Below are 17,198 nucleotides of genomic sequence, written 5' to 3'. Positions count from 1 at the left end.
AGAGTGTCTTTATTTGCGGCGCGCTTTGGTGCTGCGAACTGGAGGCTTGCTACCAGCTGGTTTGCCAACAGATCTTCCAGGCTTGCTGTTCTTGCCGCTTTTACGGGCCGCTTTGCTCTTAGACTGGTTAGCGCCTAGTGTGCCTGCAGATTTAGCTGCATTCACGTTGATCCCGCTGGGTTTTTGCGGAATCTTATTATCTGGGCGGCTCTTTTTAGAGGCAGCTTTTTTATTAGGTCTACCGGTATCGGTTGCTAACACGAGCTGCCGACGATTGGATGATCCGCCAGGTTCTGTCCCAACAGATTTAACCAAGCTAAATTCAATTTTGCGAGCATCTAAATCAACACGACTTACCAATACATGCATGCGATCACCTAAGCGATAACGTATTCCGGTACGTTCGCCACGCAATTCCTGGCGCGCTTCGTCATACTGGAAGTAATCACCGCCGAGCTCGGTGACGTGCACCATACCTTCGACAAAAAGATTTTCCAACTGAATGAATAAACCAAAGTTAGCTACGCCAGTGACTGTACCCGCATACTCTTGACCCAAATGGTCACGCATGTAGTAACACTTGAGCCATGCTTCAACATCACGAGATGCTTCATCAGCACGACGCTCATTGGATGAGCAGTGAACACCTAATTGACCCCAGATTGGCAATGCGGCATTTGCGCCTTTAGGTGTCTTTGCACCCTTGACCCCTGCTTTGGCATCGCTTTGGGATTTCTTGGCATTGACTGCATTCTCACGACCCTTACCTTTGCGTGGCAGAGTGAGGTTGAGAGGCACCTTCGGCGGCAAAACTGGTACGTAGGGCTTTTTCTGGAGGATTGACTTGATCACGCGATGCGTTAACAAGTCAGGATAGCGACGAATAGGGCTGGTGAAATGAGAATACGCTGGATAAGCTAAGCCAAAGTGGCCTTCGTTATCTGGCTGGTACATCGCCTGCTGCATAGATCGCAGTACAACGGATTGCAGCATATTGGCATCTGGTCGCTCCTTGATTTCACGCATCAATTTAGCGTAATCGCGTGGCTTAGGTTTTTCACCGCCGCCCAATGAGAGACCGGAGGTTCTGAGAACTTGGCGCAAGGTAACCAACTTCTCTTCCGATGGTTCACCATGCACTCGGTAGAGACTGAGATGTTTATTTTTATCAATGAAGTCTGCAGCACAAACGTTGGCAGTCAACATGCACTCTTCAATTAAGCGGTGCGCATCATTACGAATGCGTGGCTCAATGCGCAGAATCTTACCAAGCTCATTACTAATGATTTGAGTCTCAGTTGTTTCGAACTCAATAGCACCACGCTTCTCACGGGCAGATAAGAGAATCTTATACAACGAGTAGAGATTTGTTAGCAAAGGACGGAACTGAGCAAAGCGTGTTGCCTCTGGTCCCTTGCTATTTGAGAGAACTTCCCAAACAGTATCGTAAGTAAACCGTTGTGCAGAGTGCATTACTGCTGGGTAGAACTGGTATGCCAGCACAATACCGTTGTTGTCCACAACAGAATCGCAAACCATACACAAACGATCTACACCGGGATTAAGAGAGCAAAGACCATTGGAGATCTTCTCTGGCAACATTGGGATCACACGTCTTGGGAAATACACCGAAGTAGCGCGCAACAAACCTTCATCATCCAGTGGCTGGCCTGGTTTGACGTAATGAGATACGTCAGCAATCGCCACGATTAAACGCCAAGCCTTAGTCTGGCCGTACATGACCGGCTCACAGTAAACCGCATCATCAAAATCTCTTGCGTCAGCGCCGTCAATGGTGACTAATGGCACATCACGCAGATCAACGCGACCCTCTAGATCAGCCTGCTGCACTGTATCCGGCAAGGCTGTCGCTTCTTTCATAGCAGCAGCAGAAAACTCATGAGGCACGCCATACTTACGCACAGCGATTTCGATTTCCATACCGGGATCGTCAATCTCACCTAAGACCTCTACTACTCGCCCAACTGCTTGGCGATAGCTATCTGGGTAATCGATAATCTCGACGCTCACCACTTGGCCTAATTTGGCATTGCCCTGACCTTTTGGTGGAATCAAAATGTCATGACCGATGCGCTTATCTTCTGGCGCAACAATCAGGACCCCGTTTTCATTTAGGAGGCGGCCAATAACTACTTTATTGGCATGAAGAACAACTTCAACGATTTGACCTTCAGGACGACCGCGGCGATCTGTACCAAGAACCCTAACATTGACTCTATCGCCGTGCATGACGCGAGACATTTCTCTTTCAGATAGAAAGATATCCTCACCACCATCATCGGGAATAACAAATCCAAATCCATCTCGATGCCCTTGAACTGTACCTAAACGGTCAGCTTCACGCGGCACCAAGTCTTTTGCTTTACGCATTTAATTCCTTCGGCAATACATGCCCTGTCTATATATCTAGAGATATCTATTTTTGTTATGAATAAGGCTACTGTATCAAACCACCAAGTCCGATGGGAAAAAGCCAAATGGGGCCAGAAATGACCTAGAAATGCCCATCCCTCTATAATAAAGGCATGCCCAGGTGGCGAAATTGGTAGACGCACCAGCTTCAGGTGCTGGCGATCGTAAGGTTGTGGGGGTTCGAGTCCCTTCCTGGGCACCAAATAGCTTAAAGTCACCCTCAAGAGCCTTAATATAGGCTCTAGACTCAATTACTGAGCCCCACTAATAAAGAATCATCCATAGCAAATTGAATTCCGCCTTACTCAAAAACTCCAATAAGCAGGATAAAGGGATTAGCCTTTTTTCAGCCACTGCCCTAGGTATCGGTGGGATGATGGGTGCAGGCCTATTCTCTCTATTGGGCACTGCAAGCGCTCATGCCGGATCACATATACCGCTAGCCTTTTTACTTGGCGCAATTGCTGCTTCATTCTCCGTCTACTCCTATGCCAAATTAGGCGCTACTTTTCCCAGCAGTGGAGGAGCGGCGACATTTACAGTAATGAGTTTTGGTCCAGGCGTTATTTCTGGTGGTCTCAATATATTTCAATTCATAGCCTACTTGATAGCTGCTGCGCTTTACGCTGCTGGTTTCGCTGAATATGCCAACACTTTACTTGGCGGTAATTTATCTCCGCTAGAGGTAAAGCTTATTGGCGCTGGCATAGTTATTTTTTGCGCTGGCATTAAATTACTGGGCACCAATTTTGTTGGCAAGGCAGAGGCACTTGCGATTGGCTTTGTGACGATTGCTCTTTTACTCTTTTCAGTGGATGGCATTCATGTTGCAGACCTTGGTGCATTTCAGATGTCGAGCTGGTCCATCAATGGGATTGCTATAGCTACCGGTATTTTGTACATCAACTACCAAGGCTTTGGCGTAGTTACCAACTCTTCTAATGCTATGCAAGAACCCAGAAAAGAACTGCCGCTTGCGATGTTTTCAGCGCTTGTACTGGTAACCATTGCTTACGTTCTGGTGAGTACCGCCGCCATCCTACTGCTATCCCCGGCACAAATGGCTGTTTATAACGGCCACGTATTAGCCGATGCAGCCAAAATCGTAGCCGGAAAGACAGGCTTTGTTGTGATTGGAACATCTGCCCTCCTCGCTTGCGCTGCCGCCCTAAATGCCACGATCTTTGCTGCATCCAATATCGCTGCTGACATGGCCAATAAGACTTCAATCTCCAAAGCACTTGGCGAGTCCGTCCTAAAAACAGGCTTACGCTCTTTAACTGTATCTACCGTTTTAGTTATTGCGTTGGTTTTGGCTTTCCCACTAGAAGTGGTTGGGAAAATGGCTAGTCTCGCCTTTTTATTGGTCTACGCCGCAATCACCTATGGGCATATTCGTGTGAGGAAGCAAACTGGCGCCAAGCTTTGGCCGCTCGGGGCAGCAATCGTCATTAACTTGAGCTTGTTCACTACTTTATTTATCAATGTAATTGAGAGCGCCCGAGGAAGCGCTATCGCCCTCATTGTTGCCTTAATCGGATCTTTTGCTATGGAAGCAACTTCTCGAAAATTTCTGAGAAAGTAATTACAAGCCCATTGAGCGGTGCAGGATTTTTGCTTTCATTTCTAACCAGAGACTTTCAAAGTCTTCAGTCTTTTCTTCAGATAACTGAATAGGAGCAAAGAGACCTCCAAAAATAATGGAGCTCTTCTTGACCAGAGTCTTCTCAAACTCTCCCAAGCCAATTGGCTTATCGTCCATATCCCTAGTCAGCTGAGCAGAACAGACAATCGCTTCAGCATCATCCCTATCAATCACGGCAAACTCAATATATTGCTGATTTTTTTCAACAATCACCAGAGTGCCACGAGCATAGCAAACAGCATCATGCTGCTGAACGATATAGGCCAGAAATTGGTTCTTTTCTCCCTCTTTCTCAAAAGGGAGATCATCTATAAAGAAAAGATATTGATCACCCTCGCCATTTACCAAAGTAAATACCTTTGGCACTACTCCATGACCCAAGGCCAAATTACGATAGTAGGATGAAATTTCTACCGCAAGATTTTCAGAAAATAAGTGCATAGCAATTTAAAAGAGGCTTACTCTTTACGAGTTTTAATAGATTCAATGATTTTATAGAAGGCGTCGGGCTGTACGGAGTTCTGTCCTTTAAAAGGTTGATCCGTAATGACCAATAGAGAAATCAAAGCACCCATTGTGACAGGCAGAATCTTTAAGCCAAAGAAGAAAGAATCAGATGGTAGGAATAAGGTATTAATGCCCATGAGTGCAAACATACAAATCAGAATGACTACCCAAAATAAACCAGGCAACCGGATAGAGGCGCGCTCTATACGAGCCTCCCTGCTTTCTGCCACCTCTTCTGATTTCTTAATGATGTCTGTATACATCGCTGTTTGCCGATTGGTATGAGGCTCAATCGCCATAAGCTTTCGAGAAATACTCCGCCAAAGCATGTGTGTCTTAGAGCTCCCCTCGCCCTTTTGTAATAAATCCCATTCGTCATTAACAATTGAATTCATATACTCGAACAACTCGGCGCGAACAGACGCAATGGCCGGATCACCAAAGCGGGTCAACAAGCGATCCAAGTTATTAATACGTCCCGCCTCCTGCGAAACCAAAGTCTGAACCTCACGAAAATTAGTTTGCGCTTGATTTAGTAAAAAACCAATCAATAAGCCGCTTAAAGTAATGATGGAGCCGAAAAGACCCAATCCTAATCGAGTGCTGTCTTGGGTTGGAGCAAATATAGGAATACATTGCAGCAGACGCGGCAATATATCAAGCATAGTTACAAAAAAGATAATCAGTATCAATAAGATTTGGACATTACTTTTTTTGTATATCCAATTGAAAAATGCATCTTCACGTCGAGTTTTCATAGGGCCTAGTGATTTATGTTTTTGTTTAAGAACTGGAGTGTTCGCTCCCAGGCCAATTGAGCAGCTTCTGCGCTGTATTTCAGAGGAGATAATCCGCGGGCATCTGATTTCGGATTCGCAAATGCATGTTTAGTGTCATAACGATAGAACTCATAGTGAACGCCTGCTTGTCTTAACTTCTCCTCCAGCTGATCCACTCCAGAGATCGGGAAGAATTCATCATGCAAAGCCCAATGCGCTTGCATCGGCTTGGTAATTGCTTTTGCATCCACATACTCGAGGGGTGGGTTGCCATACCAAACTATAGAGCCATCAAGCTCAGGTACATTGCAGGCAGCCAAGATGGTAAGTGCGCCACCCATACAGAATCCCGTTACCGCAACTTTGGCACTCCCGGTAGCTTTTAGGTACTGAACGGCGCCACGAATATCTTGACCGGCAGCATCACCAAAGTTGAGATCGCCCATCAAATGCTCTGCTTCATTAGCCTCTAATGCCAGCTTGCCACGATACAAGTCTGGCACCAACGCCCTATATCCCGCTTTTGCAAGACGGTCTGCCACTGCTTTTACTTCATCATCAAGGCCCCACCATTCTTGAATGACTACTACTCCGGGAGCATTTGACTTGTCACTTGGCTCAGCAAGGTAACCATTGACTGCCGCTCCATCAGGTCTCTTAAATTCGATCATGGGGATCTCCTTATGCTTTTTTCGTATCAGAATGAATATATCCTACCAGCCAGAAAGTGAGCAATCCACATATGGCAGCACCATAGCCAACTAGGTTGTAGTGCTGCATCATGCCATCAGGACCGATGGTGACTACCCAGCCAGCTAAAACTGAAGCAATACCTGAGGACAGCATTTGCACAGAACCTACCAAGCTCATAAACGTTCCGCGAATTTTGTTTTCAACTACTTGACTGACCATGGCCATTGCCGGAATCATACGCCCGGATACCAAGATAAAAAATGCTGTTGAGTTAATCAACACAATCCATAGCGGGGTTACCGGCAAATTAGTTGTTACCAACAGTGGCACAAGGCTAACAATGGCTAGGACTCTGAAAACAGTAACTTTTCCATACTTATCAGACATGTGCCCTATAAAACGAGAGCTCATCAGGGTGGCTACACCACCGCATAAGTAAATCAACGATATATATGAATTATTAATTCCGACATTGGATGTGAGGTATAGCGCGATATAGGGGATCACCGAGAATCCCGTAATCATAATGAGCGCCATAAAGATAAATGCCTTGATATGCTGAGGGGCAATCAAGATCTTCCAAACCTGATTCAGTCGACTGCCCTCGTGAATATGCCCCAGATGTCCTGCAATTTTGGGAATATTGCGAAAACCTAAGTAAAGAATCAGACTTGAAATTAAGGCAATAAAAAAGAATGGTGCACGCCAGCCTAGACTTGGAATATGGTTCGCAAGAAATAATCCTAGGGGAACCCCTGCAACTGTCGACACCGAAAATGCAGCCATTACCGTTCCGAGCGCCTTACCTCTTCGCTCAAATGGAATTGAGTCAGCAACTATGGTTTGAACCAGAGACCCCAAGATACCACCAAAGGCACCGGCAAATGCGCGGGCGATAAAGAGGGCTTCGTAGTTGGGCGCTAAGCCACAAGCAAAAGTAGCGATGATAAAAAGTGCATACAAACTTAAAAGAAGCTGTCTGCGCTCAAATCGATCTACATAATAAGTTGCCAAAATACCAGCTGCAGCTGCAGCAAAAGTATAAGAAGAGAGTAGCAAACCAAATTGATGCGTATTGATATTGAGCTCCCGAATAAATTCAGGGCCCAATGGCATCATGATCATGAAATCTAAAATATGGGTGAACTGAATGCCCGCCAAAGAAAACAAAAAGAAGCGTTCTCGCTTTTTGGTTTCAACAGTATGGGTGACGGTATTCAATTGGGCGCTTTACTTGGGATAATCAATGTGCCATTATCAACCCTGATATGGAATTTTGCCTATCTTGAACCGCCTAAAATCTGACTAAATACATGTCTATTGCTACTGACCTCATTACCCAATCAACTCTGGGCGGAATACCGCTTCTGCCACTGCTAAGAGATACTCTTTATGGCATATTAGGCCTGATCTTAGTTCTGCTATTTCATGGCAGCTCGATTAATTTCATCATGCTGCGCTTTGAAAGATTAACGAATGGAAACCTGAAGTTAAAACAATACAACCGCGTATTTTTTCATTTTTATGCATCCTTTTTCTTTATCGCGCTAATCCACATTATAGAAATTATTATCTGGACTCTTTATGTTGTGGCGCTCGGCATCATGAGTGACGGCATTCAGACTTTGCTTTTCGTAGGAAGCTGCTACACCACTGTAGGCTTTGTTGAAGATATTTTGCCGGCCGGCTGGAAGAGTTTGGCCTTCTTCATTTCTTTTTCAGGGTTATTTTCTGTGGCTTGGACAACCTCCACCATGATAAGCATGACCAATTCATACAAATCTGCTTGGAATCTCAAGCACCACCAAAAAGATCCTAGCGCTTCTTAATATAGTACCCATATACGCAGCGATTTCCGCCGCGTGATGGGTCGTGTGTATCCTGAATTACGCCATCAATGATGGTAGTGAGATGTTTAGATACTTTTACTATCAGAACCCCGCCAGGCAACTCATCTGGTCTCAAATGAACTTGGCAGCCTGCCCCTATCTGCATTGTGGGCACCCACTCAAACCCCTGGGCTAGGATGTAGTCATGAAAGACATTACGGTGATTACCATTCCTAGGTGAGGCCCCTTTGATGCTTAGTCTCTTGGCAAGACGATCGTTTTTGACTAGCGCATATCTTTCGTTGGCAAGCCTGAGATCTTCATACACTTGCATGTAGGGAAGATTCGCTGCAATCGCAATAGATCTAACAACGCAATCCCCTGCCCCACCCTTAAAGCCAGCCTTCTCCCTACCGCCATCATTTAATTGAAATGAATACTTGGAGCACGTTTTAGAGAAGGGGTTCAGAAATCCAAACATAGACATGGGCTAATAAAAAAATGGATTTGCTTTGTGGGCAAATCCATTCTTATCTAGAGCGCTAAAGAAGTATTAAGCGTGAACCTTCTTCACCTCTAAACGCCAAGCGTGCAACAAAGGCTCGGTGTAGCCATTAGGCTGCTCAAGACCTTTGAAAATCAAGTCACTAGCTGCTTTGTAGGCGTATGAATCTTTGTAATTTGGCATCATTGGCTTGTACAAAGGATCGCCCGCATTCTGGCCATCCACCACTTTAGCCATACGCTGCAAAGTTTCATTCACTTGGTCTGCTGTCACGATACCGTTCAGCAACCAGTTAGCGATATGTTGACTAGAGATACGCAAAGTTGCACGGTCTTCCATCAAACCTACGTTATGAATATCAGGCACCTTAGAGCAACCTACGCCTTGATCGATCCAGCGAACCACATAACCCAAGATACCTTGGCAGTTGTTGTCCAACTCTTGCTGAATCTCTTCTTTAGACCAGTTTGCCTTTTCCACTACTGGAATGGTCAACAAATCATTGATTAAGGCTTCGGCTTCAGCTTGAGTATCGAGCTTTTCCATTTCTTTTTGGAGCTCAGCTACGTTTACTTGATGGTAATGAAGTGCATGCAAGGTTGCAGCTGTTGGAGACGGAACCCAAGCAGTGTTTGCACCTGCTTTGGGATGAACGATCTTCTGCTCAACCATGGCTTTCATCATGTCTGGCATTGCCCACATACCTTTACCAATTTGAGCGCGACCACGCAAGCCGCAATCCAAGCCTGCAAATACGTTACGACGCTCATAAGCAGATAACCATTTGCTAGTCTTCATATCGCCCTTACGCATCATTGGACCCGCATACATTGCCGTGTGCATCTCATCGCCAGTGCGATCCAAGAAGCCAGTATTAATAAAGGCAACACGAGCACCAGCAGCAGCAATCGCCGCCTTGATGTTTGCGCTCATACGGCGCTCTTCATCCATGATACCCAGCTTCACAGTATCAGCCGGCAAGCCGAGCAGCTTTTCAACACGGCCAAACAATTCACCTGCAAAAGCCACTTCTTCCGGGCTATGCATTTTTGGCTTAACGATATAAACAGAACCCTTACGTGTATTGCCAATCGCTTGGCTTGCTGGACGATTGATATCGTACAAAGCAATCAATACAGTCACTACCGCATCCAAGATACCTTCGTAGATTTCTTTTCCTTCGCCGGTAATGATGGCCGGGTTAGTCATCAAATGACCAACGTTGCGGAGGAATAAGAGTGAACGGCCATGTAATGTCACAACGCCATCTTTTGCATCTACAGCACCAATGCCGGCTTTGTATTTGCGGTCCGGATTAAGTGTACGAGTAATCGTCTTGTCGCCCTTCTTCACTTCCTCAACCAAAGTTCCCTTGAGGATGCCTAACCAGTTTTCATAGGCAAGAACCTTGTCATCGCCATCCACTGCAGCAATAGAGTCTTCCAAATCCAAAATTGTGGAAAGCGCGGCTTCCAATACAACATCATTGATACCAGCAGGATCGCTTGCACCAATCGTTTTGCTCTTATTGATTTCGATATCAATATGAATACCGTTATTACGCAACAAGATAGAGCTTGGTGCTGAAGCCTCGCCTTGATAACCAACAAATTGCTTCTCATCAGCCAAACCAGTTGTTGTGCCATCTTTTAACTTCACAGAAAGCTTATTGCCATCAACTGTGTAGGCAACAGAGTCACGGTGTGAGCCTTTAGCCAGTGGCGCTGATTGATCCAAGAAGTTGCGCGCATAAGCAACTACCTTTGCACCACGAATTGGGTTGTAAGCACCAGCCTTGGTAGCGCCATCTTCTTCTGAGAGAACGTCAGTACCGTAAAGGGCGTCATATAAAGAACCCCAACGAGCATTAGCAGCATTTAATGCATAGCGTGCATTGAGAACTGGAACCACTAATTGAGGACCAGCTTGCAGAGCCAACTCATCATCAACGTTCTTCGTTGTTGCAGTGATCTTTCCTGGAACATCAACCAAGTAATCAATCTCTTTCAAAAACTTGCGATATGCAGGCATATCGGTGATTGGGCCTGGATTGGCTTGGTGCCATTTATCCAAATCCAACTGAATGCGATCACGTTTAGCTAGCAAAGCTTCATTTTTTGGGGTGAGATCTTTAACGATTTCATCAAAACCCTTCCAAAAGTCAGCACTCTTAATACCAGTACCTGGAAGTACTTTGTCTTCGATAAAACGATATAAAGGGGTTGCCACTTGAAGGCTATTGCAGGTAGTGCGCGCAGTCATGTTGTTATCTTCTTATACAAAAGTTAATAAATAAAATTGAATCAGTTATTTCCTATTAATCCTTAAAAGGATGCTGGAGGAGAATGGTTTCATCGCGCTCCGGACCAGTAGAGACCATCGCAATTGGCTTGCCAGCCACTTCCTCAATACGACGTAGAAAGTTTTGTGCCTCTACAGGCAGCTTGCTCCACTCACGGATACCAAAGGTTGTGCCCTTCCAGCCAGGGAAGTCTTCATAAATTGGTTCGCAGCGGGCTACTGTTTCTGCACCGCGTGGCAATACATCCAACTTCTTACCATCAAGGTTATAGCCAACGCACAAACGGATAGTTTCAAAACCATCGAGAACGTCTAACTTAGTAATACAAAGTCCTGACAAGCCATTGATCTGAATGGAACGCTTTAATGCAGCAGCATCCAACCAACCAGTACGGCGTGGACGTCCAGTCACAGAACCAAATTCTTTGCCTACTTCAGCTAAACGTACTCCTACTGGATCTTGTTTAGCAGGATTGTCGTGGTCATAGAGCTCACTTGGGAATGGTCCAGCACCAACACGGGTGCAATAGGCCTTGGTAATGCCCAAAATATATTGCAATGAATCAGGCCCTACACCTGAACCAGCAGCAGCATTACCTGCTACACAGTTACTGGAAGTGACGTATGGATAAGTACCGTGATCAATATCAAGCAATGTACCCTGCGCACCCTCAAACAACAAATTCTGGCCAGATTGCTCAGCGGCATATAAAGCACTGGAGACATCCACTACCATAGGCTTTAGGCGCTCTGCATAGGACATTGCTTCAGCCAATGTCTTCTCATAATTCACTGGCTCTGCATCGTAGTAATTGGTGAGCATGAAATTGTGATACTCCAAGTTCTCACGCAACTGCTCTGCAAATTTTTCTGGGTAGAACAAATCTTGTACGCGCAATGCACGACGCGCCACTTTATCTTCGTAGGCTGGTCCAATGCCGCGTCCAGTGGTGCCGATCTTCGCTTCGCCGCGCTTCTTCTCACGTGCGTGGTCGATTGCTACGTGGTACGGCAAGATCAAAGTAGTTGCTTCAGAAATCTTGAGTCGTGATTGCACATCTAGACCAGCAGCCTCTAATTCGCCAATTTCTTTAAATAGGGCTTCTGGTGAAAGAACAACACCATTACCGATATAGCAAATAACAGACTTATGCATAATTCCAGATGGAATCAAACGCAGAATTGTTTTCTTATCGCCAATGATCAATGTATGACCGGCATTGTGACCGCCCTGAAAGCGAACCACTGCCTGCGCATGATCAGTTAACCAATCTACTACCTTGCCTTTGCCTTCATCACCCCACTGGGTGCCAATGACAACTACGTTACGACCTTTAGCTTGCTGCTTTGAAGACATAATGAAATCCAAAAAGATAATTACAAAATAAGTTAACTGTTCGCTGCTTTAATTTAATTACTGCCCTACTTCTTTTTTACTTCCCAAGAGTTGCCCTGCTTGACTAACTCTCGGTCACATTCGTATTCGGCAGCCTCAAGCGTTGTTCCCGCGGGAACTTGTATCACAACCTCACCCTTTTCTCTGAATGCGGCGATAGTCTTGCTTAATTCAGCATCCTCAATCCAAGGAGCGATGATTGCCAGCTTACGAACATTTAATGGTGACAAGCTTGCTAGCGTTAACAGGTCCAAAGAAAAACCAGTAGCAGGACGTGGACGACCAAAGGCTTGACCAACATGATCATAGCGACCGCCTCTTGCAATCGGCTGCGGTAATTGATCAACATAAGCGGCAAACATCACACCACTGTGATACTGATAGCCACGCAAATCAGCCAAATCAATACTGAGCTCTAAATTGCCAGATAGCTTTGCTGCTGCTGACACTAAACGCTCAAGATCCGCTAAAGCCTGATCAATAGCAGCGTGCTTAGGCAGGTCTTTTTTCGCCTTTGCCAGCACCTCTGCACAAGGTCCATTCAACTCGGTCAAAGTGATGAGTGCTTTTGCAATATTGGTTGGCAAGCAAGCTGCCCACTGCGTCAAGCGTGGACGATCCTTACTTTGAAGTAGGCCATACAGAGCTTCAACAGTTTCTTTACTTAAGTTTTGGCCATCTAGGATGCCAGCCAAAATGCCAGCATGGGAAAGATCTAAATAGCACTTATCTAAACCGGCGACTGATAATGTTTTAAGCAAAAGGGTTATAGCTTCTAAATCAGCTTCCCAAGTAGAACATCCATAAATCTCAGCGCCTAATTGCAATTCTTCACGCGCGGAGCTGCCCACTGGAGTACGGGCATGTGCGACAGAACCCGCATAACAAAGACGAGTGACCCCAGCACGATTTAAGAGGTGCGCATCAATGCGAGCCACCTGTGGTGTCATGTCCGCACGCAATCCCAGAGTGCGTCCAGATAATTGATCTACCAACTTAAAGGTCTGCAGATTGAGATCAGAGCCAGTACCGGTTAACAAAGAGTCCAAGAACTCCAAAATTGGAGGGGTAACTAGTTCATAACCATAAGACTGATATAAATCTAAAACAGCACGACGCAAAGACTCGACTTTGCGAGCCTCGGCAGGCAAAACATCTGCAATATCTTCAGGAAGTAACCAGCGATTCATGATGTGAACAATTTGCTTTCTTATTTTTTATGCAGGAACTTGAAGAACTCGCCATTAGGCTCCACTACCATGATGTCTTTCTTATCCTTGAAAGAACTTCTGTAAGCTTCAAGACTTTGATAGAACTGGGCAAACTGCGGGTCGCGGCCAAATGCCTCTGCATAGAGTGCAGTCGCTTTAGCATCGCCTGATCCCTTAATTTTTTGGGCATCACGATAGGCTTCGGCCAAAATCGTATCGCGTTGACGCTCTGCATTGGCACGAATCTTGTCTGATTCAGCGGCACCCATAGATCGCAACTCATTGGCAACACGCTTGCGCTCTGCTTCCATACGGCGATAAACAGAATCACTAATTTCAGCCAATAGGTCAACACGCTTTAAGCGCACATCCACAATCTCAACGCCTATATCAGATGCATCATCTGCAACCTTCTTGCGTATACCCTGCATGACCTCTTCACGCTGATCGGAAATCAGCTCGCGAACAGTACGCTTGGTGAACTCTTCATTTAAGGCGGAGCGAACCAATTGTGTTAAGCGATCCTGCGCCAAGCGCTCGTCACCCTTAAAGCTAATGAAGAACTTACGTGGATCGACAATGCGCCATTTCACATAAGAATCCACCAATAAGTTTTTCTTCTCAGCGGTAATGAAACGCTCTGCCTCTGGATTATCAATTGTCAAAATACGACGATCAAAGAAGCGGACGCTTTCAAATGGTGCTGGCAGCTTTACTTGAATGCCAGGATTCTCAATCACGCGAACAATCTGACCAAACGAAAACACCACAGCAAACTTACGCTGATCAACTACAAAGATGCTTGAGGACAATACATAAATGAGCGCAACAAAGCCGATGGCTGCTGCAATTAAACGATTTGCATTCATTATCTTGCCTCCCTATCGCGACTACGGAGGCCATCACGCTTGTCTGAAGAGCTATTGTTAGTTGGTGTAGCACTAGAGGATGGGCTCGATGCGCTTGCACCAGTAGCGCCACCCACTGTCACACTTCCTGTTGGAGTACTTGTACCGGATTGAACCTGTGCGTTGGCGGCTTGAGCACTTTCTGCGCTAACCTGTGCAACGATCTTATCTAACGGGAGATACAAGAGGCTATTGCTCTTGGTTGTATCAACCAAAATCTTAGTAACGTTGTTGTACATCTCGCGCATGCTGTCGATATACATACGATCACGCGTCACCTGAGGTGCCTTAGAGTACTCAACTAAAACCTGTTTAAAGCGCGTTGCATCACCTTCAGCAGTGGCTACTACTCGCGCCTTATAGCCTTCAGCCTCTTGAATCAGACGTTCTGCGGTACCTTTGGCTCTAGGAATAATGTCATTCGCATATGCCTGACCCTCACTCTTTAAGCGCTCTTGGTCTTGACCGGCTTTCACTGCGTCATCAAAAGCTGCTTGCACCTGCTCAGGCGGCTGAACGTTTTGCACAGTCACACTAGTTACATAAATACCAGTCTTGTAGCTATCCAAAATCTTCTGAATAGAGTTCGCTAAATCAACACCAATCTTTTCGCGACCTTCATACAGCACAGTATCCATCTTGCTACGCGCAACAATTTCACGGACAGCTGTTTCAGCGGCCTGCACTACTGCAGTATCAGGATCACGGTTGTTAAATAAATAATCGGTAGGATCTTTCAAACGATATTGCACAGCAAAGCGCACATCGATAATGTTTTCATCCTCAGTCAGCATGGAAGAATCTTTTTGATTCGTCGCCTTAATTAAGACCGGGCGACCTACCTCAACAGATCGAACGCCTGATAAGTTCACAGTCTCTTCTGACTGAATTGGCCAAGGCATACGCCAGTTAATACCAGGCTTGGCAGTGTAGTCATACTTACCAAAAGTAAGAATGACACCAGCTTGACCCTCTTGAATAATGAAGAAGCCACTGCACACCCACATAAAGAAAACAACTGCGCCTGCAATCAGGAAGCTTGCCTTCGACCCAAATGGATTACTGAAATTGAAATTAGGCGTATTAATACCGCCATTGCCACCACCACTGCCACCGCCACGTTGTGAAGGCGGAGGAATATCAGTACTGCTCGGTTTATTAGACGGCCTGCTACTTGCGCCAGGGGATTTTTTGCCGCCAAAGATGCCGGCAATTCTGTCGTTGAAATCTCGCCAGAGCTGATCCAAATCCGGGGGACCGTCTGGCTTAGCAGGTCGGTTATTAGGCTGGGTCTCTGCCGGCTTATTGGTTTCTGGATCAGCTTTTGGAGCTTGATCGCCTCCCTGCCCATCTTTAGCATCTTTGGATCCGCCGGAATTGTGGCTGTTGCCCCAACCGGGATCGTTGACCGAAAACAGTCCTAGAAATTTACGCGTCATTAGAAAAATAGCTCGGGTTGGAAATCGGATTAAATTCAGAAGTTTCTGGTCGTTCAGGTAAAGGCTCTAAAAACTCATCCGGGGCCAATTGTTTCTTGGCACGGTTGTGCTCGACCCTTATTCTATCAGTCATTTGAGAGCATTCGGCGAGGGCCGAACGAAGTAAATCAAGGCCCAAGCCGGACTGGGCTGACAGGAAAACCTGGCTAGGAAAGCCCTGGCCATCTCGCTCCAAAACAGCCCCACGGGTAAAGGTTTGAGGCATGAGGTCTATTTTGTTCATGACTTCGATCCTGGGGATATCGTCGGCCCCAATTTCCTCCAAAACAGCCTCAACTTCAGCCTTTTGCTCCCTGGCCACTGGGCTGCAGGCGTCAATAACATGCAAAATCAGGTCAGCATGGATGGTTTCATCCAAAGTGGCCCTAAAGGCCTCCACTAGCTGGTGAGGCAAATCCCGAATAAACCCCACCGTATCGGAGACCACGATCGACCCTACCCCATCCAGGTGCACCCTTCTGGAGGTGGTATCGAGGGTGGCAAAAAGCTGGTCGGCTGCGTATGTCCCTGCTTTGGTTAGGGCATTAAAGAGGGTTGATTTACCCGCATTGGTGTATCCCACTAAAGAGACTGAAAACACATCCTTGCGATTTCGAGCACGTCTTTGGGTTCTTTGTTGGCGCTGTAGCTTTTCTAACTCATTCTCAAGGCGCTTTGCCTTGGTCGCCAACATCCGGCGGTCCAACTCCATTTGAGTTTCACCAGGGCCACCACGTACACCAATACCTCCACGTTGACGCTCTAAGTGACTCCATGCCCTTACTAGTCGAGACATGCGATAACGTACTTGAGCAAGCTCAACCTGCGTCTTACCGATATGACTTTGTGCTCTTTGGCTAAAGATGTCCAAAATCAAACCCGTGCGATCCATCACATGAAAGCCAATGTGACGCTCTAAATTTCGCTGTTGAGTTGGTGACAGAGGATGATTGAAGATGGCCAGCTCTGCGCCTTGCTCTTCCATCACTCTTTTGAGTTCATTAGCCTTACCTGAGCCTATGAATAAAGCGGGATCGGTTCTGCCTTTGCGGGCGATAACACTGGCTGCAGGTATAGAGCCAGCGCTATCAGCCAAAAGACTGAGCTCGGCCATGCTGTCTGCAAAATCTTCGCGTCCTGTATCCACTCCAACCAGAACAGCGCGTGCCGCATCTACCCCAGTTTTATACAGGGCTAGCTTCTTCTAAACGGAAGTCAATCGCACGAGCAGGAACAATCGTCGAGATTGCATGTTTGTAAACCATCTGCGTCACGGTATTACGCAAAAGGACAACATACTGATCGAAAGATTCAATATTGCCTTGTAACTTAATACCATTTACGAGATAGATCGAAACAGGTACATGTTCTTTGCGCAATGCATTGAGAAATGGATCCTGAAGTAATTGAATTTTGTTGTTATTCATACTGCCCCTTATTTATCTTTTCTGAACTACTTTTTTTCGGAGTCTTGCTTTTTTAATTAAATATCAATCTTTACTACAACTTCTAC

15 protein-coding genes and 1 tRNA gene are annotated in these 17,198 nt (G+C 46.0%); 3 read left to right on the top strand and 13 right to left on the bottom strand.

The annotated features are described in order from the left end of the window. Positions 1–9 precede the first annotated feature (9 nt). Entirely contained in the window at positions 10–2,391 is a 2,382-nt protein-coding gene (rnr, locus tag ICW03_RS03810) for a ribonuclease R (RefSeq protein WP_215349192.1), read from the bottom strand. A gap of 157 nt (positions 2,392–2,548) precedes the next feature. Between rnr and ICW03_RS03805 the strand changes: the two genes are divergently transcribed. Then, positions 2,549–2,635 (top strand) — tRNA-Leu (locus tag ICW03_RS03805). A gap of 87 nt (positions 2,636–2,722) precedes the next feature. Beyond that, positions 2,723–4,018 (top strand): APC family permease, encoded by a 1,296-nt coding sequence (locus ICW03_RS03800; RefSeq protein ID WP_215349189.1) that lies wholly within the window; start codon positions 2,723–2,725, stop codon positions 4,016–4,018. Here ICW03_RS03800 and ICW03_RS03795 read toward each other — a convergent pair whose 3' ends face one another. From ICW03_RS03795 to ICW03_RS03780, 4 genes are all read right to left on the bottom strand, one after another. After that, positions 4,019–4,519 (bottom strand): hypothetical protein, encoded by a 501-nt coding sequence (locus tag ICW03_RS03795; RefSeq protein WP_215349187.1) that lies wholly within the window; start codon positions 4,517–4,519, stop codon positions 4,019–4,021. It lies immediately after the preceding gene. Between the two features lie 17 nt (positions 4,520–4,536). Continuing rightward, a complete protein-coding gene (locus ICW03_RS03790) occupies positions 4,537–5,250 on the bottom strand; it encodes a DUF4239 domain-containing protein (protein WP_215349184.1) in 714 nt (237 codons plus the stop codon). 98 nt (positions 5,251–5,348) lie between these two features. Then, positions 5,349–6,035, bottom strand: coding sequence for a dienelactone hydrolase family protein (locus tag ICW03_RS03785; RefSeq protein ID WP_215349181.1), 687 nt, complete (start codon positions 6,033–6,035; stop codon positions 5,349–5,351). 10 nt (positions 6,036–6,045) lie between these two features. Continuing rightward, complete coding sequence (locus tag ICW03_RS03780) at positions 6,046–7,278, bottom strand: MFS transporter (RefSeq protein WP_215349178.1); 1,233 nt, start codon at positions 7,276–7,278, stop codon at positions 6,046–6,048. 92 nt (positions 7,279–7,370) lie between these two features. Between ICW03_RS03780 and ICW03_RS03775 the strand changes: the two genes are divergently transcribed. Further along, positions 7,371–7,886 (top strand): hypothetical protein, encoded by a 516-nt coding sequence (locus tag ICW03_RS03775; protein ID WP_215349176.1) that lies wholly within the window; start codon positions 7,371–7,373, stop codon positions 7,884–7,886. Here ICW03_RS03775 and ICW03_RS03770 read toward each other — a convergent pair. The 8 genes from ICW03_RS03770 to hfq all read right to left on the bottom strand — a co-directional run bounded on the left by ICW03_RS03770 (position 7,873) and on the right by hfq (position 17,112). Beyond that, positions 7,873–8,367 carry a hypothetical protein gene (locus ICW03_RS03770; protein ID WP_215349173.1) on the bottom strand — a complete coding sequence of 165 codons (495 nt, stop codon included), beginning with the start codon at positions 8,365–8,367 and terminating at the stop codon, positions 7,873–7,875. The genes ICW03_RS03775 and ICW03_RS03770 overlap by 14 nt on opposite strands. A gap of 72 nt (positions 8,368–8,439) precedes the next feature. Then, entirely contained in the window at positions 8,440–10,653 is a 2,214-nt protein-coding gene (locus tag ICW03_RS03765; RefSeq protein ID WP_215349170.1) for a malate synthase G, read from the bottom strand. Between the two features lie 55 nt (positions 10,654–10,708). Continuing rightward, on the bottom strand, positions 10,709–12,049 hold the full coding sequence (locus ICW03_RS03760) for an adenylosuccinate synthase (protein WP_215349167.1): 1,341 nt from the start codon (positions 12,047–12,049) through the stop codon (positions 10,709–10,711). Between the two features lie 65 nt (positions 12,050–12,114). Next, positions 12,115–13,278 (bottom strand): ATP phosphoribosyltransferase regulatory subunit, encoded by a 1,164-nt coding sequence (locus ICW03_RS03755; protein WP_215349164.1) that lies wholly within the window; start codon positions 13,276–13,278, stop codon positions 12,115–12,117. Between the two features lie 20 nt (positions 13,279–13,298). Then, positions 13,299–14,168 carry a protease modulator HflC gene (gene hflC, locus ICW03_RS03750; RefSeq protein ID WP_215349161.1) on the bottom strand — a complete coding sequence of 290 codons (870 nt, stop codon included), beginning with the start codon at positions 14,166–14,168 and terminating at the stop codon, positions 13,299–13,301. Further along, entirely contained in the window at positions 14,168–15,646 is a 1,479-nt protein-coding gene (gene hflK / locus ICW03_RS03745; RefSeq protein ID WP_215349159.1) for an FtsH protease activity modulator HflK, read from the bottom strand. The genes hflC and hflK overlap by 1 nt, the downstream gene beginning before the upstream one ends. Next, positions 15,636–16,841: a GTPase HflX gene (gene hflX, locus ICW03_RS03740; protein WP_215350168.1), complete on the bottom strand. Its 1,206-nt coding sequence runs from the start codon at positions 16,839–16,841 to the stop codon at positions 15,636–15,638. Before hflX ends, hflK begins: the two co-directional genes overlap by 11 nt. Before the next feature lie 28 nt (positions 16,842–16,869). Next, entirely contained in the window at positions 16,870–17,112 is a 243-nt protein-coding gene (gene hfq, locus ICW03_RS03735; RefSeq protein WP_011903125.1) for an RNA chaperone Hfq, read from the bottom strand. Positions 17,113–17,198 lie beyond the last annotated feature (86 nt).

The sequence above is a fragment of the Polynucleobacter sp. MWH-Aus1W21 genome (genome assembly GCF_018687275.1).
Classification (GTDB): Bacteria; Pseudomonadota; Gammaproteobacteria; order Burkholderiales; family Burkholderiaceae; genus Polynucleobacter.
This window is presented reverse-complemented; position numbering and strand designations above follow the sequence as displayed.

Coding starts and splice junctions, on each gene's coding strand:
- rnr (WP_215349192.1), bottom strand. CDS start 2,391: ATGCGTAAAGCAAAAGACTTGGTGCCGCGTGAAGCTGACCGTTTAGGT.
- ICW03_RS03795 (WP_215349187.1), bottom strand. CDS start 4,519: ATGCACTTATTTTCTGAAAATCTTGCGGTAGAAATTTCATCCTACTAT.
- ICW03_RS03790 (WP_215349184.1), bottom strand. CDS start 5,250: ATGCTTGATATATTGCCGCGTCTGCTGCAATGTATTCCTATATTTGCT.
- ICW03_RS03785 (WP_215349181.1), bottom strand. CDS start 6,035: ATGATCGAATTTAAGAGACCTGATGGAGCGGCAGTCAATGGTTACCTT.
- ICW03_RS03775 (WP_215349176.1), top strand. CDS start 7,371: ATGTCTATTGCTACTGACCTCATTACCCAATCAACTCTGGGCGGAATA.
- ICW03_RS03770 (WP_215349173.1), bottom strand. CDS start 8,367: ATGTTTGGATTTCTGAACCCCTTCTCTAAAACGTGCTCCAAGTATTCA.
- ICW03_RS03765 (WP_215349170.1), bottom strand. CDS start 10,653: ATGACTGCGCGCACTACCTGCAATAGCCTTCAAGTGGCAACCCCTTTA.
- ICW03_RS03760 (WP_215349167.1), bottom strand. CDS start 12,049: ATGTCTTCAAAGCAGCAAGCTAAAGGTCGTAACGTAGTTGTCATTGGC.
- ICW03_RS03755 (WP_215349164.1), bottom strand. CDS start 13,278: ATGAATCGCTGGTTACTTCCTGAAGATATTGCAGATGTTTTGCCTGCC.
- hflC (WP_215349161.1), bottom strand. CDS start 14,168: ATGAATGCAAATCGTTTAATTGCAGCAGCCATCGGCTTTGTTGCGCTC.
- hflK (WP_215349159.1), bottom strand. CDS start 15,646: ATGACGCGTAAATTTCTAGGACTGTTTTCGGTCAACGATCCCGGTTGG.
- hfq (WP_011903125.1), bottom strand. CDS start 17,112: ATGAATAACAACAAAATTCAATTACTTCAGGATCCATTTCTCAATGCA.